The following is a 22,163-nucleotide window of genomic DNA, read 5'->3' as shown; positions in this document are numbered from 1 at the left end:
CACACGGCAACTCATCGCAATGCTTCTTGTCCTGGGGCTCGTCACGCACGCCTTTTCCCTGGAAGTTGTTAACCTTCAGCTGCGTTGGTATCATCAGTTTCAGTTTGCTGGATACTACGCGGCAGAGCAGATGGGCTATTACACTGACGCCGGACTTGATGTGCGCATTCACGCTGCTTCACCCGGACTGAATGCCACACGGCAGGTTCTGGAGGGCAAGGCAGATTTCGGTGTCGACAACAGCGGTGTCCTGTACGCCCGCATGCAGGGCATGCCCACCGTGGTGCTGGCGGCCCTCTTTCAGCACTCCCCTTCAGTACTTCTTACCAGGGCGCAGAGCCATATCCTTTCCCCTCACCAGCTTGCCGGCAGAAAGGTCATGATCACCGATCCCCTTGCCGAAGCGGATCTCCTTGCCATGATAATCCGGGAGGGGGTTCCCCTTGAAAAGGTTGAGATCATCACCAGTTCGTTCAACCTTGGCGACCTCGTCAGTGGCCAGGTCGACGCGTATCACGCCTATCTCACCAACGAGCCGTTTTCTCTGGGGCAGCGGGGCGTCGACTATCATGTGCTCAACCCGCGCACCTATGGAGTGGATTTCTACTCGGATTTTCTCTTCACTTCCGAAGAGATGCTGCGGCAACGTCCCGATACTGTGGAGCGCTTTCGCAATGCTTCCCTGCGGGGCTGGAAGTATGCCATGGCCAATCCTGATCAGGTGATTGATTGGCTGCAGCAGGTGTATGGTGTGGAGAAGACACGGGAGCACCTTGCATTTGAAGCCGAGGCCATGCGCGCGCTGATCATGCCGGAGTTGATCCCCATAGGCCACATCAATCCCGGTCGTATTCAGTATATGGCTCAGACCTTTGTAGAAGCCGGCCTTTCCGATGGCGAGTTTGACCTGGATGGCTTTCTCTTTACTGGGCCAAATCTCCTGGCAGAGCGCATGGAGCGTTACCGTCAGCAGTTCGCGCTCATGTGGGGGATTATCGGGTTGCTGCTGTTGCTGGCGACGGCGCTGGTGCTGCTGCTGCGCCGAATGAAACTGATCACGCAGCGCCTGGAAAGGAGCGAAGAACAGTATCGCCTGCTGGCGGAAAACGCCACTGACGTGATCTGGGTGATGGATATGCAGGGAAAGTTCACCTATATCAGTCCTTCGGTATTCCAGCTTCGCGGTTATACTCCAGACGAGGTCATGGCTCAGAGTTTTGACGAGGTGGTCTGTGCGGGATCCCGTGAAGTGGTGCTGCGTGGTCTGATGCTCGCCAATGAGCTGGCGGCCAGTGGCCAGGAGCGTCACCCGGTTTATGAGTATGTGGAACAGCCGTGTCGTGATGGTTCCACGGTCTGGACCGAAGTGCTTGCCCACCTCATGTACGATGCCAACGCGAAGGCTGTGGGCATTCTGGGGGTTTCCCGTGACATAACGCAACGCAAACGCACTGAGGACAACCTGCGTAAGCTCTCCCTGGCGGTGGAACAGGCGCCGGTTTCCATTATCATTACCAATGCTGTCGGGCAGATTGAATATGTGAATCCGAAATTTGAAGAGGTGACGGGCTTCAGTGCCAGTGACGTTCTCGGCAGGAATCCGCGTATTCTCCAGTCACAGTCACACCCCGACACGTTCTATCGTCAGATGTGGCAGACTATTGCCAGTGGCAGTCAGTGGAGTGGTGAAATCCGCAACCGGCGCAAAAACGGAGAGCTGTACTGGGAACAGGCGACCATATCCTCCATCCGCGATGGTAAAGGTGCCATTACGCATTATGTGGGGATCAAGGAAGATATCACCATTCGCAAGGCCCACGAGCAGATGCAGCAGAATTTCCGTCAGGAGCTGGCTCTCCAGGTTGAGGTGGAAGTGGCGCGCAATCTGGAGAGTCAGAAGCAGTTTCAGGTTCTGTTTGAGCAGAACCCTGAAGGCATTCTGATTCTCAATGACGACGGTGCCTTCGTGAAGTGTAATCCAGCGGCTGCGCGGATGCTGGAGTATGAACCCGACGAAATGATCGGAACGCTTATCTGGTCCTTGCAAAGTGTACGTGCTCCATTGAGCCCTCTCCAGGCTGCTGGCTTGGCGCGGCCTGTACATGCTGCCGAACCCGCCCGGTTTGAATGGCTGCTGGTCGCCCGCAGTGGCCGGGAAGTGCTCGTGGACGTGCAGATGGTTCCTTTTCATTACGATGGAAAGCCACAGCTGCTCTGCATCTGGCGCGATATTACTGAACTCAAACAGCTGCAGCAGGAGCGAGACCTGCAGCAGGCCATTGTTGTCCAGCAGGCCAAGATGGCTGAACTGGGCAGTATGATGGGTGCCATTGTCCACCAGTGGCATCAGCCCCTCAACAACGTATCACTGCTGATTCAGGATATGCAGGATCGCTATCACAGTGACGAACTTGATGCCGATATCCTGGATGAAACAGTGGAGAGAATTCTGAAACAGTTCCAGTTCATGAGCCGCACGCTGGATGATTTTCGTAATTTCTTCAAGCCATCAAGGCAAGTGGAGTCCTTTTCCATTGTGCAGTGTGTCGAAGAGGTGGTGGATCTCATGAAACCACAGCTGCAAAAGCAAGGGCTGCGTGTTGAGATCGGTGGTGACAGGGGCGTGAAGGTCATGGGATATGCCAGCGAATTTAAACAGGTCATTCTCAACCTTCTGTCAAATGCCCGTGATGCCCATGGTGTCCATGGAACCAATGACCCCTATGTGAACATTCAGCTGGAATGGTCACGGGGGAAGCCCGTCCTCCTTTTCAGCGATAATGCCGGAGGTATTCACCCTGATCTTTTGCCGGAAAAACTTTTCCAGCCCTTTACTTCCACCAGGGGTGAGCATGGCACCGGGATTGGTCTTTCCCTGAGTCGTCTGATCATGAAAAAGATGGGTGGAACGCTTCGTGTCACCAGCAATGCGCCGGGGGCCTGTTTTCGGATAGAATTTCCAGAAGAGGGTGGCGTGGTTACTGAAGGCTTCCAGGAAACGGAGCATGGATGAACTTTGCTGCTGGGCAGTTTCCGGGGCATTGTGATACTATTCGAGGCAGAGCCAGAATGGCAAATTCATCCGATGCAGTTAATACAGCGCAAGGCACCTGTTTCAGGGTGCGCCTGTGAGAATACCCAGGAGAAAAGGATGACGCCTGAAGAACAGCTGAAAACCAAAACCGTATTGATCGTAGAAGACGACCCCATGACTCGCAGCAGTCTCGCGCGCCTGATAAAGTACCGCGTGAAAAAGGTCTATGAGGCCGTTCATGGTCAGGATGGCCTTGATGTGTGCGAGCAGTTGGGGCCGGATATCGTCCTGACTGATCTGGAGATGCCTGTCATGAGTGGTATGGAGATGGTGTCACACCTGAAGCAGCTGCACCCTGATCTGCCGGTTATCGTGGTCACGGCTTTTGCCGACGAAGATCACCTGGTTCCTGAGGCCGACTTCTTTCTCGTGAAGCCTCTGCTGAAAACACAGCTTATTGATGCTCTGCAGTCTGCTGCCACAAGACCATGAAGCTTCTCATTGTGTTTTTCATAGTTGCGCTCTGGTTCCCCGCACAGGCCACTGAGACTGAGGAGACGCCTACCTTCGGTTATGAGATGTTTCAGCGCCACGGGGCCATTATGCTGCTCATTGATCCGGTGAGCGGAGCGATTCTCGACGCCAATCAGGCGGCGGAAGATTTCTATGGCTACACTTCAGAAGAGCTGCGCAGCTTTCACATTCAGGATCTCAATATGCTCAGTTCTGTCGAAGTGGAGTCGGAACGGCAAGCCGCTGCCGCAGAAGAGCGAAATTTCTTTGTCTTTCCCCACCGCCTCGCCAGCGGCGAAGTCCGCACTGTTGAGGTTTACTCCTGGCCCGTTGAACACAGTGGCCGGATAGTACTTTTTTCTATAATACAGGATATCACCGAAGAGTTGCAGGCCCGTGAGGAGCTGCATATGTATCAGCAGCATCTGGAACAGACCGTTGAACAGCGGACCTCTGAGCTGCGCACGCGCACTGGCTGGTTTGTGACCGCTCTTTCCGGTGCCTTGCTGGTGCAGTTCATCATCATCTTTGCCCTGCTCAAAGTCATCGTGAGCCGCAAAAAGTTAATGGAAGAGCTGCGCCAGAGTCAGGAATATAATCGGGTGCTCTTCCGCCACTCGCGCATTCCGCTGATTGTCATGGATGCGGAAGACTTTCATTATACCGATTGTAATGACGCAGCGGTTGCGATCTATGGAATGTCAAATCGCCAGGAGTTGCTTGGTTCCACGCCAGCCGATGTCTCGGCGGCAACCCAGGAGGATGGAAGTGACTCAGCAACGCTGGCGGTGGAAAAAATTCAACATGCTCTGAAAGAAGGGAATGCTCGATTTGAATGGTGGCATCAGCGTGCCGATGGCAACCAGTGGCTTGCCGATGTCCACTTGATGCGTTTTGAGCATGCGGGCAGGAGAATGCTGCAGTTCAGCCTCATTGATATCACCGAACGTAAACAGGCGCAGCAGGAGCTTCAGGCAACCCTGGCCAGCCTGCAGCAGCAGATCGACGATGCCGTTACCCGCTCGCGACAGCAGGATCGCATAATTTATGAGCAGAGCCGCCGTCAGTCGATGTCCCGTCTACTGTTGAATCTGGCCCATCAGTGGCGCCAGCCTTTGAATGTGGCCGGTTTGCTGATTCAGGAGATTGAGGAGTGCTTCCTGGCTGAGGATGTTGACCATAAACACATACGCCAGTCGATTGCTCAGGCCATGGAGCAGCTTGTTGACCTTTCAGGCACCATCTCCAGCCTGACGCATCTCTACGAAACCCAGGGCGAGGTGGTTGCGGTACATCTTGCCGCGATATTCCGTCAGAGTCTGGGGTACCTGACCCAGGAACAGCGTGGTATGCTGTGCCTGGAACAGGATATCTGCCCGCACATCACCCTGCAGGCGGTGCAGAGCGATGTGGTTGAGATATTTGTCGAGCTGCTTGCCAATGCCATCTCCATTGCCCGTGCTCGCAAACGCAGTCAGGTGGCGGTGGCAATGACAGTGGTTACCACTGATGACGGTGCTGTCCAGATCGTCTGTCGTGATAATGCCGGCGGTATTGACCAGGAGATCCTGCCCATGCTCTTTGTTCCCTATACCACCAGCCAGTTCAGAAAGCGTGACAAGGGCATGGGCCTGTACTACCTCAGGCGCATGGTGGAGGATAGTTACTGCGGGTCGCTTGAAGCGGAAAATCGTGGCCAGGGGGCCTGTTTTATCGTCCGGCTCTATGACCATATTTCACGGGAGGGGGAGTCTTGTCCATGAAAGGTACAGGAGATTTGACCAGCTGTCATTCCCTATGGATATTGGGATTCGCAGCTTCTGCAGGCAGGGGCAGTGGCTATGAGTAGCGTACCATCAACAGCCTTCAGGCTGCACCCCCAATTGCATGAAGATACCATTCATCTTGGGGATTTTCCCCTGTGCCAGCTGTTGCTTCTGAAGAATGCCACCCTGCCCTGGTACATTCTGGTGCCCATGCTGCCCGGATTGCGGGAAATTCACGACTTGAGCCGCGCTCATCAGCACCAGCTCGTAGATGAATCCTCACAGCTTGCCATGCTCATGCAGCAACTTCATTCACCGTCGAAACTCAATATTGCCGCCCTGGGGAATATGGTTCCTCAGCTTCACCTTCACCATATCGCCCGTTATGAGAGCGATCCCGCCTGGCCTGGCCCGGTATGGGGAAATCTTCCCGCTGCAGCCTATGATGAGGCGGCGCTGGAGCAGCTCGTTGAGAGGTTGCACGCCCATATGCCTGCGTTTTTTACCTTTGCCCGGCCATGGGAGCGATAATGGCTTTCTGGTTAGTAAAAACAGAGCCTCACGTATTTGCAATTCAAGATTTTCTGCGGATGCCGGACAGGGTCAGTGGATGGGATGGTGTACGCAACTATCAGGCCCGCAATAACCTGCGGGCCATGTCGCTGGGGGATGAGGTTTTTCTCTATCACTCCAATGTAAAGGAGCGCGGCATTGTCGGTCTGGCAACGGTAGTGCGCGAAGCCTATCCCGATGAAACGGCCCTTGACCCTGGCTCTGCCTCTTTTGATCCGCGCAGTGACCGTGCGAATCCCCGCTGGTACCAGGTGGACCTGCAGCTGGTGGAGATCTTTCCCCGGGTGCTTGAGCTGGGTTTCCTGAAGACGGTACCGGAACTGGCTTCCATGGTGCTGTTGAGCAAAGCGGGGCAACGGCTTTCTGTCCAGCCGGTTACCGGTGAGGAATTTCGGATTATCAGGGGTTTGGGTTGACAGGCTGCTGAAAAAGTCTCATTAGCGGCGCTTCGCGTGTTTTTCAATTACCTGTCTGTGCTGAGGTGTTTCAGCAAGCGGTTAATGGGCGTGACTGAGAACCTTTGCCCGTCCATCGACGACGGCGATGGTGTGTTCAAACTGTGCAGACAGTGCGCCATCGGCTGTTCTGGCGGTCCAGCCATCATTTTTGTCGAGCACGCTGCGCCAGTTTTTACTCTGATTGACCATGGGCTCGATGGTGAAGACCATGCCATTCTGCAGGATATGGGAGGGGCTGTTGCTGCTGTAGTGCAGCACGGCCGGTTCTTCATGGAAGGATTCGCCAATTCCGTGTCCACAGTAGTCGCGGACTACCGAATAGCCGAAGCGACGAACATATTTCTCGATGGCATCACCAATCACCGTAAAAGGCTTGCCGGCCATTACAGCCTCTATACCTTTGTCCATGGCCTTCTCGACGCGCTCCACAAAGAGGCGTACCGGATTTGGTACTTCGCCGACGCAGAAGGTGCGTGAGGTGTCGCCGTAGTAGCCGCGGTAGATGGCGGTGATGTCGACGTTGATGATATCACCATCCTTGAGAACCTCACCCGTTGAGGGGATGCCGTGACAGATGACGTTGTTGATGGAGGTGCAGACGCTTTTTGGAAAACCCTTGTAGTTCAGGGGTGCCGCTGTAGCTCCATGGTCGGCAATCATCTGCGCGCACAGCGCGTCTATGGTCTCAGTGTCAATGCCGGGTTTGATCTGCTGTTCAATGTCGCGTAGGACGGTGGCGGCTATGCGGGCGGCCTGGGAGATGCTTTCGATCTCTTCCAGTGTGTAGAGTTTCAGGCCGGTGGCTGATCGTGTGCTCATGGGAAACAGTCCTTCTTGGGGAAGTTGCAACGGCGGCTAAATTATCATACCATGAGCACTATGAAAACCTTTTGGGACTACATGGCGGGGCAAAAATGAGAAAAAGCGCGATTCTCCTGTTCATGGTATTGGGAATAGGTGTCTGGGATGCCCAGGCTGTCACCGATTTGCCGCCGGTTCAACTGGATCCCCTTCAGGTGAACGTCCTTATTAAACCAGATACGATAACCGCACCTTTGTTCAAGCCCGGTGGCGAGGCACCCCAGACGGCTCTGATGCGTCTGCAGGTGGAGGAGTATACGGAAAGTCCTGAGATGTTGCGTCGCCCCCTGGAGTATCAGGTTCTGGTGGGAAAACCCGGCGGCTGTCTGTTCACTTCGCGCTTTGGCGCTTCCGTCGCAGCGGCCATGAGTGACGATGGCAAAGTGCGAGCGGCCCGCTTTCACTATGCAGCCCAGGACTATCAACAGGCCCTTGCCACCCTTGAAGGGATCGGGGAGTCCTCGCCCCATTACCCTATTTCCCTCTATTTACGCGCCCTGTCCTGGAAAGGGATCGGGGATGAGCAGCAGAGTATCGAGTTCTTCCGCCGCGCAGCACGCTCCGCCTCACCGGAAGTGGCGGCGGAATCCTCCCTGGCCCTGGCGACGCTGCTCTACAATCGTGGCGACATGGAGTACGCTTCCTTTGTCAGGCGTTATCACGAGCGCACGCCAACGCAGAATATCCAGCCAGCACCCTGGCTGTTGCAGCAGATAGCCCTCTTCGATGCAGGGGAGTTTGAAGAATCCGTGCGGGTTGCCCGCAATCTCGAAGGGACGCCCTTCTCGGCCCACTCCCTCTACTTCAGGGGCCATGCCTACGAGCAGCTGCGCGAGCACGAGAAGGCCGTTGAATCCTTTGAAAAAGCCTTTGAACAGGGAATGTCCCTGGCATTTACGCGGGTGCTTGAGCACTACGCCAGCCAGGAAGATGATCGTCGTGTGCTGGGCATGGCCGCGGATCGCCTTGACCTGGCTGATGATGGAGTAGCCCGCCGGGCGGTGGTCAGCGCTGCGCGGCTTGGTGATATGGAGGCAGCGCGCTTCTGGCTTGAGCGTATCGGCTCTTCCACCATGAAATCCAGCGCCGCCTACGAAGCCTATATGGTCCAGCCGGATATCCGCATGCGCGATTACTTTGCCCGTGTTCTGGTCGAGTATTCGCCCTTTGATGTGCGCAATGAGGCGTACCTCCTCCAGGCGGAACACTTTATCAATACCGGGCGCTTTGCCCAGTCCATGTTCGACTCCCTCGAGCAGATTGTCGTGGACGCCCTGAGCAGCGAAAACAAACGCGCCTTCTTCCTGTTCTCCCTGATCAACCGTACGCAGATGGAACACTTTGCCGAATCTCAGCGGGTTATAACGGCAGGGCATCAGCACTTTCGGCCAGGGGTGGATTACTATGACCTGTGGCTCTTTGAAAGTGCCAAGGCCTCGCTGTTGATTGGAAATCTTGAGCGGGCTGCCCAGCTCTATGCCGAGATCCCCTCTTCGTCGGCCTACTACACCAGTGCCCGCTTTCACCTGGCAAACCTCCATACCCAGCGTGAGCGTTATGAAGAGGCCGAGAGAATCTATCGTGACCTTCTGCGCCGCCAGTATCGTGAAGATGACGTGCGCATTTCGCTGGCGATCCTCTATAACAACTGGGGCCGCTATCAGCAGGTCCTTGATACCGTGACAGAGAGCAGTGGTGCCGCCGTTCGCCAGCGCGGACATGCCTTCCTGAAGCTTGGGCACTACCAGGAGGCCACCCGCTCCTACTTCCTGTGCCGCCAGCGTTTTGACGAGTCGTCGGCCGACTATCTGGAGTGCACCTTCTTTCAGGCACTGTCCATGTTCCATGCCCAGGATTATGACCGGACGCTCATGGTGCTGGAGCGCTTTCAGGAGCGCTTTGAAGCCGACGCCTACTACCGAGAGCGTGCCCTGCGCCTCATGGGGGACGCTCACTATAACGCCGGGCGCTATGATCGGGCGCAGCGGTACTACGCCAGGGTGTCCAGCGACAGCTTCCACAGCGGGTATTTCAACAGTCTGATCATGCAGGATCGCTTCCGCGAGGTGGAAACCTATGTCAGCGAACACCAGGCTTCCATGGATCGCGCCACACTCAGCAGCGCCTATGCGTATCTCAGCCGCAAGTATGTGGAGCTGGGTGACTATCAGCGGGCCCAGAGTCATGTGGAGCGTATTGGTGACCGGGACGCCTTTGTGGGTTTTGCCCGTGTGCTGCTGGAGCGCGGTGAATATGACTTTGTGGTGCGTTTTGCCGCTCAGCATCGTGAGCAGCACCCACAGCTGCGCTACTACCTGGGTATGGCATATCTGCGCCAGGGTAACTACCGTGATGCCTACCTCTTTCTGCAGCAGATGCTTGAGAACCCCAACTATCGCGAACAGGCCCGCCATCACGCCATCGAGGCGTCCATGGCCCTGGGCACCCCCGATGTCACCCTGCTGCTGCAGCAGGCGGAGTCCACCGGCAGTACCCGCAACCTGGCGGAAGCGCTGCCGATTCTCATGGAGCAGGGCAACGCCCAGGGCGCGCAGTCCATCAGCCGTGCCCTGCTGTTCACCTATACGGCACACCGGGATCTGGCGGGCTACGCTTTTGCGTGGTCCTTTGAAAAAACCGACCCGCAGCGAGCCATTGTGGAATACCTCAAGGTGACCTATCTGCACGAAAGCTCCCCCTATGTGCAGAAAGCCTTCCAAAGGCTCCATGAACTCTATATATTGACCAATCAGCCTGAAAGGGCTCAAGCACTTGAAGAGCGAATGAACCAAGGAGTGAATCGATGATCGACACGCTTTTGCACTACTTCTCCCTCGGTGGTTACTACATCATGACCCCCATATTTCTGTTCAGCGTCCTCTCCGTTGCCATCATTCTGGAGAAGGCCATCACCCTGCGCGCCAGCGTGGTGATCAATCCGCAGCTGGTGGCAAAGGTTAAACGCTCACTGGCCTCTGGCAATATTGATGATGCTGCGAAGTTCTGTGCTGAGCATAACACTCCCATGACACGCATCATTCTGGCGGGCCTTGAGTCCGGTGGCGAGCAGGCCCGCAATCGCATTCTTGACGCGGGGAAACTGGAAGCTCTGCGCCTGGAACGTTACCTGACAACGCTTGGAACCATAGCCAATATTTCGCCGCTCTTTGGCCTGCTGGGTACGGTCAGTGGCATGATCAAGGTTTTTTTCACCATACAGCAGCAGGGGCTTGGCCACTCACAGGCCATGGCCGGTGGTATCTCCGAGGCGCTTATGACCACGGCATTCGGACTCATCGTGGCGATTCCCGCCCTGGCTGCCCACAACTACTTTGAAGCCAAAGCCCAGAACCTGGTCACCCATATGGAAAAACACGCATCGGATATCGCGGGGATGCTATGAATTTCATTCCCAAACGACCGTCCCAGCTGATTATCAATCTAACGCCCATGATTGATGTGGTGTTCCTGCTGCTGATATTCTTCATGGTGACGACGACCTTTAACCCCACGGGTGGAGTTGAGGTGAGCCTGCCCCGCGGTGAAGCGACATCCACGGTCACGACACCTCTGGAGATCACCATTACCGCCGAGGGGGAATACTTCCATGGCGGTCAGCGCAAGACCCTGCAGGAAGTTGTGGAAGTGCTGCGGGGCAACCAGTACCCCTCAATCGTTATCATGGCCGATGAGCATGTCCAGCACGGCAGGGTCGTAGCGGTGATGGATGCGGCAAAGACCCATGGTATCGAAAAAATATCCATTGCCACGGTAGTGGATGGAAACTGAGCGGGCGAGCAAGCGTCTTCGACCGCGCACTCTGTCCTGATGGATGATATATGTTACGACTGCCTTTGCTGGTCTGCCTTTCGCTGCTGATTCACGGGATATTCTTCGCGCTCTTTCCCCGTTATCAGCCCCAGGAATTAGACGTGCCCCAACTGGTGGCGGTGGAATTCGAGCGACGCATGCGTCAGCCCGTTGCGCCGGTTCCCGTCGCGCGGGAACTTCCGCGTCGCCTTGAGCTGGCTGGCGAAAATATCGATCAGATTTCCGGGCGCACGGTGGCTCTCCCCCGAACGGAGCAACCCGATGGGCAGGTGCGCGAATTTTCGATACCGCTGGCATCGGGTGTCTTCGGGCAGCGGGAGATGCGCGACTCCTCCCTGGAACGCAATCGACGCATGTCTCGCCCCACCCCGCCAGCGGAGCTTGGCTATGTGGATGAGCATATCCAGGAACTTTTCGCCCAGCGCCGCGAGGCCCAGGTCCAGCGCGTGGTGCCAGAGGTCAGTGGCGAACAGCTGGACGAGCGCGTTCAGATTACTGGTGACCTTTCCCAACGCAAGATTACTTTTATGCCGGCCTTTCCCCGCATCAGTGTCGCCTATGCCGTAACCATGGAGATGATGCTCTTTGTGGAGCCCTCGGGTACCGTATCCCAGGTGAATGTATTGCGCCGTACCGGTAACGAGGAGCTGGATCGCCAGGGCATGGGCTACGCGCAGCGTATCCGTTTTGAGTGGCTGCCAGTTAGTCATGTGCAACGGGGGACGCTTATGATAGAATTTTCATCACAGTCGCCTTGATACGTGTGCGGCACTGGTAAGAGACTACAGACAGGAAGTATACATGCATATGCGTTTACAGAAAATTCTGGCCCAGGCCGGTGTCGCTTCACGCCGTAAAGCGGAAGAGTACATACGGCAGGGTCGGGTCATGGTCAACGGCAAGGTGGTGACAGAACTTGGAACCCAGGCCGATCCCGATGAAGACTTTGTGGCCGTTGACGGCAAACGGATTCAGATATTCCACAACCACGCCTATATCATTCTCCATAAGCCGACGGGCTATATCACTTCCCGCTCTGATGACAAGGAACGTCCTGTGGTCATGGATCTGCTTCCCAATATCCGGGAGCCACTGATTCCGGTGGGGCGCCTTGACTGGGATACCTCGGGACTGCTGCTGCTCACCAATGACGGCGACCTGGCCTATGTGCTGACGCACCCCGCCTTTCACGTCGCGAAAACCTATCTGGTGCGCCTTGACAAGCCCATGACGGCTGAGCATATGCAGGTTTTTGAGAAGGGCATTCTCCTTGAAGATGGCAAGACCAAACCCGCCCGGGTACGTCGCGTGAACACCGGCAAGCAGACGGCCACGCCCAACCTCTGGTACGAAGTGACCATCACCGAAGGTCGTAACCGGCAAATCCGCAAGATGTTTGAAGCCCTGAAGTATGATGTGCGCAAGCTCAAGCGGGTCAGTCTGGGTGAAATTCTGCTGGGGGGAGTCGGCGTCGGCAAGTATCGCAGGGCTGAAGCCTGGGAGATTGAGTACTTCGAGAAGCTGAAACGAGAAAAACTTACCAGGAAGCGAAAATGAAACCACTGAAGATCGGCAACGCGACTTTTCCCAATCGTGTCATGGTGGCCAGCGGAACCTTTGGTTATGGCCTTGAGTTCAATGAGTATTTCCCCGTGGCGCGCCTGGGCGGTATCAGCGTCAAGGGCCTGAGCCTCGCGGGCAGCCAGGGGAATAGAATGCCGCGTATCGCGGAGACCTATGGCGGCATGCTCAATGCCATCGGGCTGCAGAATATCGGCGTGCGCAGCTTTGTGGAAGAGAAGCTGCCCCGTCTGCGCGAAATCGGTGCCAGCGTGATCGCCAATTTCTATGGGAATACCGTGGAAGAATACGTGGAATGTGCCAAAGCCCTCTCTGTAGAAGGTATCCAGGCACTGGAGATGAATATCTCCTGCCCCAATGTCAAAAGCGGTGGCATTGCCTTTGGCTCCGACGTGAGCATGACGGCAGCGGTGGTGCAGGCCGTGCGTGCCGCCACCGAAAAACCCCTGATCGTGAAGCTCAGTCCGAATGTGGCCGATATCCGCCCTTTTGCCGAGACCGCTGTGGCGGCCGGAGCCGACTCCCTGAGCCTCATCAATACCCTGATCGGCATGGCCATTGACGTGGAGACTCGCAAGCCGCGCATCGGCAATCTGACTGGCGGGCTCAGTGGCCCCGCCATCAAGCCGGTGGGAGTGCGCATGGTCTATCAGGTCTGCGGTGTTACCGATGTTCCGGTGATTGGCATGGGCGGCATCATGAACTACCGGGACGCGCTGGAGTATTTCCTGGCCGGAGCCAGCGCGGTACAGGTCGGAACGGTGAACTTCACCGATCCCTGTGCTTCCCTGAAAATTCTCGAAGATCTTGAGCGGTACTTTTCCGAAAACTCCATTGACCTTGACTCGTACATCGGAGGGATGGTGGTATGATCGCATTTGGCACCAGTGGCTGGAGGGGACATCTGGCCTATGACTTTACCTTTGAAGGTGTATCCTGTGTGGTGAAGGCTATCGCGGAGGTGGTGAAGAAAGACCCCAGGGGCGCCAATGGTGTCATCATCGGGCGCGACCCCCGCTTTCTGGGCGACAAATTCGCCCGGGATACGGCCCGCATCCTCGCCGCTGAAGGCGTGACGGCGTACCTGGTCGAGCGTGATGTTCCCACCCCGGTACTGGCCCATGCGGTTATTCATAACGAACTGGCTGGCGCCATCAATTTTACGGCCAGCCACAACCCCAGTGATTATGGCGGGATTAAATTCAGCATGTCCACCGGAGGTCCGGCGCTGCCCCATGTCACCAGAGAAATAGCCGACCTGGCCAATCAGCTGCTGAACTCTGGCTGGAAGCCCCGGTTCAGTGAAGACTATCGTACCATGGACCCCTTGGAGGCCTACTTCGACTCTATCGAGCGCATCATAGACTTCAGCCTGCTGCGCAACCACAAGTACGCGGTCAATCCGCTCTACGGAACGGCGGGGGGGGTTCTGGATGCCCTGCTGGAGCGCAATGGGGTGGACTACGACATTATTAACGACTATCGGGATGCTGCTTTTGGTGGCTATCCGCCTGAGCCGGCACCGGAGTATATTCAGGATTTCATCGATTTTATCCAGCCGGAACACACCCTTGGCCTGATGTGCGATGGCGATGGCGACCGTTTCGGCATCCTGACCAATGATGGCACCGTGCTTAACCCCAATGATGTTGCCACCGTTCTGGCGTGGTACCTGATCCGGGAAAAGCAGTTCCCCGGTGGCACGGGTCGCAGCGTGGCCACCACCCATATGCTGGATCGGGTCGCGGCTCATAACGGACGGGAGTATTTCGAAACTCCGGTTGGTTTCAAGTGGCTGGGGGAACTGATTACCCAGGACAAGATCGCCCTCGGTGCCGAGGAGAGCGCGGGGCTCTCCGTCTTTGGCCATGTTCCGGAAAAGGATGGGATTATTGCCGTGCTGCTCGTGGCTGAGGCGCTGGCCTTTTACGAAAAGGATTTTTTTCGCGTTCTGGCGGATATACACGAAACCGTGGGTTCACTTACCTGCAAGCGCATCAATGTGGCTCTGGAAGGTGTTGATATGGCGCAGCTGAAAGCTCGCCTCAGCCATGACACTGAGCGTGTTGGTTCATTTTCTGTGCAGGAAGTGAATCGGGCTGATGGAATAAAATTCCTTTTTGGAGACGACCGTTGGATTCTGGTTCGACTGTCTGGAACCGAGCCTGTGGCAAGGGTTTACGCGGAATCTGGTGATGCCGTCGAAGTAGAACAGCTGTTGGAAGCTGGAAAAAACTATTTACTTGGCCAGTAGAAACATGGGAAAAAACCTGTTTGTACCCGTAACCCTCCTGTGTTTTGCCATCGGTTTCTTTCTGTCATTTCTCTTCAGTGACATGGGGTTCCTGCGTTACCAAGAGATTGTGAAGAATAAAACAGAGCTGGATACGCGCCTGCGCGACCTGGCCTATGAGATCAGCCTGGTGGAAGATCAGATCAGCCGCCTGACCGATGACAAAGAGCACCTCATTCGTCTTGCCCGCCGTGAGCTGGGTATGATGATGCCAGGTGAGCGGGTGATAAAATTACTGGATGGAGAGATGAGTTATGATGAGCAATGAACAGGTTTTGGATGTTTTCAGGGAGACCGGAGCCCTCTTGAAAGGACACTTTCTGCTCACCAGTGGCAAGCACTCCGACAGCTATCTGCAGTGCGCGCGGGTGATGCAGTATCCGAAAAAGGGCGAGCTGCTGTGCTCTGAACTGGCATCCAAGATAGAAGACGCGATCGATGTGGTGCTGGCTCCGGCACTGGGAGGTATTCGTGCCGGACATGAAGTGGCTCGGGCCCTGGGAGCGCGGTCGATCTATGCTGAGCGCGAGCACGGCAAGTTTACCCTGCGTCGCGGTTTTGTGCTGCAGCCCGGCGAGCGCGTCCTGATCGTGGAAGATGTCATTACGACTGGCGGCAGTGTCAAGGAAGTCATCAAGCTGGCTCAGGCCCATGGGGCCGAAGTGGTGCGGGCTGCGTCGCTGGTTGACCGCAGCAACGGCACGGCGCAGCTGGGCGTGCCCTATACCAGTCTGCTGGTCATGAGTGTTCCCGCCTATGCCCCCGAGGAATGCCCCATGTGCCGTGAAGGAAAGATCGACCTGGTGAAGCCTGGCAGCCGTGACCTGATTAAACAGGTCTGACCGGGCAGCAGGGGTACCTTTGATGGTGATCCCGTTTTCTGGAGATATACTGATCGTTTTCTGTCCCGTGACAGAAAACGATTTTTTTGTTATCCTTGGCGCCCATTCCATACCGTGAGGACCTCTTGTGGATATAAAGATCATTCTTATGCCGTTTATAGGCCTATTCATTGGCTGGGGTACCAATATGCTGGCGATCAGAATGCTCTTTCGCCCTCACCGTCCGGTGTATTTTCTGGGCCTGAATTTTCAGGGTATCCTTCCGAAGCGGCGCGGCGAGATCGCCCGCAAAATCGCCGGAACCGTGCAGGACGAGCTCCTGAGCGTAGAGGAGATCACTCGCATCTTTCACGGTTTCGATATCCGCACACAGATTGAGGCCGCTGTCGATGAGCTGATTCGCGAGAAACTGCGCAACAAGATAACCGAGAAGATACCCATGATGGCATCGGTTATCGACAGCCTGATACCCAAGATCCGCCCCGTGGTGGTAGAGGACTTTTACGCCCAGGCCATGAAACTGAAACAGGATATGGTGGATAAGATTCACCGGGAAGTGGACATCGGCAAAATCGTCGAGGAGAAACTGGATCAGTTTGACCTCGATGAGTTCGAGGCGATGATCCTTCGCCTGGCAAAAAAAGAGCTGCGTCACATTGAGCTGCTGGGGGCCGTGCTCGGTTTTATTATTGGCTTGATTCAGTCTGTGATAATCATTTATCTTTAAGATTTTCCGTGTGGGCCTGCTGTATCAGTGCGCTCTTTTGCGTGATGACTGTTCGTCTGAATTTTACAAGGAGCTATACCTATGGAGTTGAAAGATACCCTGAATCTACCTGTCACTGACTTTCCCATGCGCGGCAACCTGCCCCAGCGCGAACCCCAGTTTCTGGAAAAGTGGAAACAGGAGGACATTTATTCCGCGATTCAGCAGTCACGTCAGGGCAAGTCCCTCTTCGTACTCCATGATGGCCCCCCCTACGCGAACGGGCATCTGCACATAGGTCACGCACTCAACAAGATACTCAAGGACATTATCATCAAGCAGAAGTCCATGCAGGGTTTCCAGGCACCCTATGTGCCCGGTTGGGACTGCCATGGACTACCCATTGAATTGGGTGTTGACAAGGCCCTGGGCAAGGACAAGCATACGACCACGGCCGTTGACAAACGTCAGCTGTGCCGTGAACACGCCGCCAGGTACATTGAGATCCAGCGCGAGGAATTCCAGCGCTTTGGTGTCTTCGGCGCCTGGGATGAGCCGTATCTGACCATGGACTTCGCCTATGAGGCGGATATCGTGCGCGAGCTGGGCAGTTTTATGGCCAAGGGCTCCCTCTATCGCGGACTGAAGCCCATTTACTGGTGCTGCGACTGTGTTACCGCCCTGGCTGAGGCCGAAGTGGAGTACCATGACCACACTTCAGATTCGGTCTATGTCGCCTTCCCCGTTGTCTCCGCCCTTGGTGGCATTATACCGGAACTGCAGGGGAAGACGGATGTGTCCATTGTCATCTGGACGACCACGCCCTGGACCCTGCCCGCCAACCTGGCTGTCTGCCTGAACCCTGAGCTGGAGTACAGCGCTGTGGAGACAAGCCGCGGCATCCTGATTGTTGCCAGTCAGTTGCTGGGTTCTCTGATGCAGATCTTTGGCTTTGATGAGTTCTCCATTCTGGCCACTTTCCCCGGTGCTGTGCTGGAAAACAGCGTCTGTGGTCATCCTTTTATCGAACGCGACTCCATGGTGATCATGGGTGACCACGTGACCACCGAAGCCGGAACCGGCGCGGTGCACACTGCGCCAGGCCACGGGATGGAGGACTATATTGTCGGCCTGAAATATGGTCTTGAGCCCTATAACCCCGTGGATAACCATGGTGTTTTCCGTGCGGAGGTGCCTCACTTCGGTGGCATGCATATCAACAAGGCCAACCCGGCCATTATCGAGCACATGAAGCAGAGCGGTTCCTTGCTGGCGGGCAGTCGCATTGAACACTCCTACCCCCACTGCTGGCGCTGCAAGAAGCCGGTTATCTACCGCGCCACGCCCCAGTGGTTTATCTCCATGGAACACAATGACCTGCGCGAAAAGTCCCTTCAGCAGATCAAGGAAGAGGTCACCTGGGTGCCTGCCTGGGGACGTGACCGCATTTACAACATGATAGAGAATCGTCCCGACTGGTGTGTCTCCCGTCAGCGCCTGTGGGGAGTGCCCATAACGGTTCTGTACTGCTCACAGTGTGAAGAACCCCTGCAGGATATCGCCGTGTTTGAGAAAGCCGCGAACCTGATTGAGTCCGAGGGCGTGGACGCCTGGTATGAGCGGCCGGTAAGTGATTTTCTCCAGCCGGGGACGACCTGCACCCACTGCGGCCATGGTGAGTTTTACAAGGAAAAGGACATTCTGGACGTCTGGTTCGACTCCGGCGTGACCCATGCGGCAGTGCTGCGCAAACGCGGCCTGCCCTGGCCGGCTGATATGTACCTGGAGGGCAGTGACCAGCACCGGGGCTGGTTCCACTCTTCCCTGCTGACTGCCGTGGCTACCCGTGGTCAGGCTCCCTATAAGACCGTGCTGACCCACGGCTTTGTGCTGGATGGCAAGGGGCGCAAGATGAGCAAATCCATGGGCAACGTGGTGGCCCCTGATGCGATTATCAAGAAATACGGTGCCGATATCCTGCGCCTGTGGGTGGCTGCCGAGGACTACCGTGATGACCTGCGCATCTCCGATGAGATCATCAATCGCCTGGCTGAATCCTACCGCCGCATCCGCAATACGGCGCGCTACATGCTGGGAAACCTGTATGACTTTAATCCGTTGACCGACGCGATTCTCTACGGGGATATGCTGGAGTTTGACCGTTACGCCCTGGCCAGGTACCACGCCTTCGAGAAGAGGGTACTGGATGCCTACGAAAACTATGAGTTCCACGTGATCTACCATGCCTGCAACAACTTCTGCAGTGTGGATATGTCGGCCCAGTATCTGGATATCATCAAGGATCGCCTCTACGCAGAGGATGCCGATGGATTTAAGCGGCGCAGTGCCCAGTCGGCGCTGCACCTCATCCTTTCGGGCATGATGCGCCTGCTGGCTCCCGTGCTCAGCTTCACCATGGAAGAGGTCTATCAGCACCTCAATGAGCCGGAAAAACTGGCCAGCGTGCACCTGCTGGACTTCCCTGAGCCCCGTGGCGAGTTTTTCAATGAAGCTCTCATGGCTCGCTGGGATCGACTGATGAAGTTGCGCTCCGATGTGAGTAAGGCCCTTGAGCTGGCCCGCAATGAGAAAGTCATCGGTCACTCCCTGGATGCCAGGGTCAGGGTGTACTCCAACGACCGCGAGACCGTTGCTTTCCTGGAAAGCTTCACAAACGCAGAGCTGCGCGACTCCTGCATTGTCAGTCAGCTCAGTGTGGAACCACTCAGCGGCCTGGAGGAACTGGAGAACGGCCTGCTGGTGGAAGTGTCCAAGGCACTTGGCGCCAAGTGTGAGCGCTGCTGGATCAGTGATGTGGATACCGGGAAGCAGGAAACTGGTCTGTGCCCGCGCTGTGCCGCAGTGATTCGCGATCGATGAGGAAGTTCGCCGTACTGGTTACCCTGCTTGTCGTCGCGGATCAGGCGAGCAAGGTTTTTATGGATACATGGCTTTTCCTGGGTCAGAGCGTGCCGGTAATACCAGGTTTTTTTCAGTGGACACTGGTATATAACCCAGGTGCGGCTTTCGGGTTACTTGGTGGTCTGGACGCCAGCCTGCGCATTGGTTTTTTTGTGGTGGTAGGGTGTGTGGCCCTGGCTGTCTGTGTGTACCTCTACCGCCACGGCAGTACCTGGTTTCATCGCCAGGGCGCCTTGCTCATCGCGGCCGGAGCCATTGGCAATATGATAGATCGCGTACGCCTGGGGTATGTCATCGACTTTTTTGACGTTTTTCTTGGTTCATATCACTGGCCGGCCTTTAACGTGGCTGACATATGTATTACGGTCGGGGCAGCGTGTTATGCTGTAGCCCTCACCATGGAATTTCGCGCTGAGCAGCAAAGGAAATCCTCAAAAGCAAAGGAGAGTCTATGAGCACGGTCTTGATTATTGGCGCCGGTGGCGTTGGAAATGTGGTTGCCCGCAAGTGTGTCATGAATCCTCAGGTATTCACGCGGGTGGTACTGGCCAGTCGCACCCTCTCCAAGTGTGAGGAAATACAGCGTGCCGTTGGCACGGAGAAACTTGAAGTCGCCCAAGTGGATGCCGACAATGTTCCCGAGCTCGTGGCCCTGATCCGCAAGGTTCAGCCGGATCTGGTGCTCAATGTGGCCCTGCCCTATCAGGATCTGACCATCATGGATGCCTGCCTGGAGACGGGTGTGGACTATCTGGACACCGCCAACTACGAACCCAAGGACAACCCGGTCTTTGAGTACAAGTATCAGTGGGCCTATCGGGAACGCTACGAGAAGCGAGGCATTATGGCGCTCCTGGGTTCCGGTTTTGACCCCGGCGTGACCAACGTGTTCTGTGCCTACGCCCAGCAGTATCTCTTTGATGAAATCCACTATGTGGACATCCTGGACTGCAACGGTGGCGACCACGGTCTGCCCTTTGCCACCAACTTCAATCCAGAAATCAATATCCGCGAGATTACGGCCAATGGCCGCTACTGGGAGGATGGCGAGTGGAAGATCACCCCGCCCCTCTCTGAATCCTTTGAATATGACTTTGAAGAGGTCGGCCCCAAGCGCATGTACCTGCTCTACCACGAAGAGCTGGAATCCCTGTGCCGCAACATCAAGGGACTAAAACGCATCCGCTTCTACATGAGCTTCGGTGAGCAGTATCTCACCCACCTGCGTGTTCTGCAGAATGTGGGGATGACCAGTATTGAGCCCATCGAATTTCAGGGACAGCAGATTGTTCCCCTGCAGTTTCTCAAGGCCGTGCTGCCCGATCCCGGCGACCTGGGGCCCCTGACCAAAGGCAAGACCAACATTGGCTGCAACATCGAGGGCATCAAGGACGGCAAGGTGAAGCGCGTGCGCATCTACAACGTGTGCGACCATCAGGATGCCTACCGCGAAGTGGGCTCCCAGGCCATCTCCTATACCACCGGTGTCCCGGCGGTCATCGGTGCCATGCTCATGGTGCAGAAGATCTGGCACCGTGCCGGTGTGTTCAACATGGAAGAATTTGACGCCAAGCCCTTCATGGAGCTTCTCAACCAGCAGGGCCTGCCCTGGCACATCAAGGAGTACTGATGTCGCTGGATATAGCCCAGGTCCCCACGCCCTGCTACGTGCTGGAAGAGGAGAAACTGCAGCATAACCTGAATATTCTGGACCGGGTTCAGCGCGAGTCGGGGGCCAAGATTCTCCTGGCACTGAAGGGCTTTGCCATGTGGAGCACTTTTCCCATGATCCGCGAGGTACTCCACGGCACCGCTGCCAGCGGACTGCATGAGGCGCGCCTTGGCTGTGAGGAGATGGGACGCGAGGTGCACACCTTTTCGCCGGCCTTTACCGAGGAGTCTCTGCGGGAGATCCTGGGGTACAGTGATCATATCGTCTTCAACTCCTTCAGTCAGTGGGAGCGCCTGCAGCATGTGATCCGGGAAAAAGAAGGTGTCTCCTGCGGTATTCGGGTGAACCCCGAATACTCCGAAGTGGAGCCTCCTATCTACAACCCCTGCGTGGCCTTTTCCCGCTTTGGGGTTACCCGTGATCAGTTCCGTCCCGATCTCCTTGACGGCCTTGACGGGATTCACTTTCACACCCACTGCGAACAGAACTCCGATGCCCTGGAGCGTACCCTTGAAGTGGTCGAAGCCAAATTCAGCCAGTTTTTCCCACAGCTGAAATGGGTGAACTTCGGTGGAGGTCACCATATCACCCGGGCCGATTACGATGTGGACCGCCTGATCCGCATTATTCAGCAGTTCCGGCACCGCTATAACCTGGAGATCTACCTGGAGCCCGGCGAAGCCGTGGGCTGGCAGACGGGCCCGCTGGTGGCCAGCGTGGTGGATATTCTGCACAATGGCATGGATATCGCCATTCTCGACGCCTCGGCTGCTGCCCATATGCCCGATGTGCTGGAAATGCCCTATCGGCCGGCTATTCGTGGAGCTGCAGAGCCAGGTGAGTTGCCCTTCACCTATCGCCTTGGCGGGAATACCTGCCTGGCGGGCGATGTGATCGGGGATTATTCCTTTGCCAGCCCCCTGCAGCCGGGAGACCGCATTGTCTTTGAGGATATGACCCACTATACCATGGTGAAGAACAATACCTTCAATGGTGTCCCCCTCCCCTCCATTGCCATCTGGAGGAAGTCGGGCAGGCTTGATGTCGTCAGAAAATTCGGCTACGAAGACTATCGGATGCGTCTGTCCTGACGGCCAGATGCTGTGTATGC

Annotated in this window: 20 protein-coding genes; 19 read left to right on the top strand and 1 reads right to left on the bottom strand. The window is 56.0% G+C overall.

Annotated features, from left to right (window positions below):
* The first annotated feature begins 19 nt into the window (after nt 1-19).
* From SELIN_RS13985 to SELIN_RS07945, 5 genes are all read left to right on the top strand, one after another.
* Nucleotides 20-3,013: a PAS domain S-box protein gene (locus SELIN_RS13985; RefSeq protein ID WP_013506155.1), complete on the top strand. Its 2,994-nt coding sequence runs from the start codon at nt 20-22 to the stop codon at nt 3,011-3,013.
* Nucleotides 3,014-3,151: 138 nt separating this feature from the next.
* A complete protein-coding gene (locus tag SELIN_RS07960; protein WP_013506154.1) occupies nt 3,152-3,526 on the top strand; it encodes a response regulator transcription factor in 375 nt (124 codons plus the stop codon).
* 11 nt (nt 3,527-3,537) lie between these two features.
* Nucleotides 3,538-5,310, top strand: coding sequence for a PAS domain-containing sensor histidine kinase (locus SELIN_RS07955; protein ID WP_198007070.1), 1,773 nt, complete (start codon nt 3,538-3,540; stop codon nt 5,308-5,310).
* A gap of 78 nt (nt 5,311-5,388) precedes the next feature.
* Nucleotides 5,389-5,844, top strand: coding sequence for an HIT domain-containing protein (locus SELIN_RS07950; protein WP_013506152.1), 456 nt, complete (start codon nt 5,389-5,391; stop codon nt 5,842-5,844).
* Complete coding sequence (locus tag SELIN_RS07945) at nt 5,844-6,302, top strand: EVE domain-containing protein (protein WP_013506151.1); 459 nt, start codon at nt 5,844-5,846, stop codon at nt 6,300-6,302. The genes SELIN_RS07950 and SELIN_RS07945 overlap by 1 nt, the downstream gene beginning before the upstream one ends.
* 81 nt (nt 6,303-6,383) lie before the next feature.
* Here SELIN_RS07945 and map read toward each other — a convergent pair whose 3' ends face one another.
* Nucleotides 6,384-7,163: a type I methionyl aminopeptidase gene (map, locus tag SELIN_RS07940; RefSeq protein WP_013506150.1), complete on the bottom strand. Its 780-nt coding sequence runs from the start codon at nt 7,161-7,163 to the stop codon at nt 6,384-6,386.
* Nucleotides 7,164-7,258: 95 nt separating this feature from the next.
* Here map and SELIN_RS07935 point away from each other — a divergent pair, with 95 nt between their 5' ends.
* The 14 genes from SELIN_RS07935 (at nt 7,259) to nspC (ending at nt 22,143) form a co-directional block, all read left to right on the top strand.
* On the top strand, nt 7,259-10,012 hold the full coding sequence (locus SELIN_RS07935) for a tetratricopeptide repeat protein (RefSeq protein WP_013506149.1): 2,754 nt from the start codon (nt 7,259-7,261) through the stop codon (nt 10,010-10,012).
* Nucleotides 10,009-10,608 (top strand): MotA/TolQ/ExbB proton channel family protein, encoded by a 600-nt coding sequence (locus tag SELIN_RS07930; RefSeq protein ID WP_013506148.1) that lies wholly within the window; start codon nt 10,009-10,011, stop codon nt 10,606-10,608. Before SELIN_RS07935 ends, SELIN_RS07930 begins: the two co-directional genes overlap by 4 nt.
* Nucleotides 10,605-10,994: an ExbD/TolR family protein gene (locus tag SELIN_RS07925; protein WP_013506147.1), complete on the top strand. Its 390-nt coding sequence runs from the start codon at nt 10,605-10,607 to the stop codon at nt 10,992-10,994. The genes SELIN_RS07930 and SELIN_RS07925 overlap by 4 nt, the downstream gene beginning before the upstream one ends.
* 50 nt (nt 10,995-11,044) lie before the next feature.
* Nucleotides 11,045-11,794 (top strand): energy transducer TonB, encoded by a 750-nt coding sequence (locus tag SELIN_RS07920; RefSeq protein WP_013506146.1) that lies wholly within the window; start codon nt 11,045-11,047, stop codon nt 11,792-11,794.
* Nucleotides 11,795-11,843: 49 nt separating this feature from the next.
* Entirely contained in the window at nt 11,844-12,593 is a 750-nt protein-coding gene (locus SELIN_RS07915; protein WP_041726759.1) for a pseudouridine synthase, read from the top strand.
* Nucleotides 12,590-13,489 (top strand): dihydroorotate dehydrogenase, encoded by a 900-nt coding sequence (locus SELIN_RS07910; RefSeq protein WP_013506144.1) that lies wholly within the window; start codon nt 12,590-12,592, stop codon nt 13,487-13,489. Before SELIN_RS07915 ends, SELIN_RS07910 begins: the two co-directional genes overlap by 4 nt.
* The gene (locus SELIN_RS07905; protein WP_013506143.1) at nt 13,486-14,871 is read left to right on the top strand and encodes a phosphohexomutase domain-containing protein; all 1,386 of its coding nucleotides are present in this window, start codon (nt 13,486-13,488) and stop codon (nt 14,869-14,871) included. Before SELIN_RS07910 ends, SELIN_RS07905 begins: the two co-directional genes overlap by 4 nt.
* 4 nt (nt 14,872-14,875) lie before the next feature.
* Nucleotides 14,876-15,178, top strand: a complete 303-nt coding sequence (locus tag SELIN_RS07900; protein WP_013506142.1) for an FtsB family cell division protein — start codon at nt 14,876-14,878, stop codon at nt 15,176-15,178.
* Nucleotides 15,165-15,752 (top strand): orotate phosphoribosyltransferase, encoded by a 588-nt coding sequence (gene pyrE, locus SELIN_RS07895; protein WP_013506141.1) that lies wholly within the window; start codon nt 15,165-15,167, stop codon nt 15,750-15,752. Before SELIN_RS07900 ends, pyrE begins: the two co-directional genes overlap by 14 nt.
* A gap of 148 nt (nt 15,753-15,900) precedes the next feature.
* Nucleotides 15,901-16,479, top strand: a complete 579-nt coding sequence (locus SELIN_RS07890) for a DUF445 domain-containing protein (protein ID WP_226509079.1) — start codon at nt 15,901-15,903, stop codon at nt 16,477-16,479.
* Between the two features lie 81 nt (nt 16,480-16,560).
* Nucleotides 16,561-19,338 (top strand): isoleucine--tRNA ligase, encoded by a 2,778-nt coding sequence (ileS, locus tag SELIN_RS07885; RefSeq protein ID WP_013506139.1) that lies wholly within the window; start codon nt 16,561-16,563, stop codon nt 19,336-19,338.
* Complete coding sequence (gene lspA / locus SELIN_RS07880) at nt 19,335-19,835, top strand: signal peptidase II (RefSeq protein ID WP_013506138.1); 501 nt, start codon at nt 19,335-19,337, stop codon at nt 19,833-19,835. The genes ileS and lspA overlap by 4 nt, the downstream gene beginning before the upstream one ends.
* A complete protein-coding gene (locus SELIN_RS07875) occupies nt 19,832-21,010 on the top strand; it encodes a saccharopine dehydrogenase family protein (RefSeq protein WP_013506137.1) in 1,179 nt (392 codons plus the stop codon). The genes lspA and SELIN_RS07875 overlap by 4 nt, the downstream gene beginning before the upstream one ends.
* The gene (gene nspC, locus SELIN_RS07870) at nt 21,010-22,143 is read left to right on the top strand and encodes a carboxynorspermidine decarboxylase (protein ID WP_013506136.1); all 1,134 of its coding nucleotides are present in this window, start codon (nt 21,010-21,012) and stop codon (nt 22,141-22,143) included. The genes SELIN_RS07875 and nspC overlap by 1 nt, the downstream gene beginning before the upstream one ends.
* Nucleotides 22,144-22,163 lie beyond the last annotated feature (20 nt).

This window comes from Desulfurispirillum indicum S5 (genome assembly GCF_000177635.2).
In the GTDB taxonomy this organism is placed as follows: domain Bacteria; phylum Chrysiogenota; class Chrysiogenetes; order Chrysiogenales; family Chrysiogenaceae; genus Desulfurispirillum; species Desulfurispirillum indicum.
Note: the sequence above shows the minus strand (reverse complement) of the source record. Positions and strands in the feature narration are given on the sequence as shown.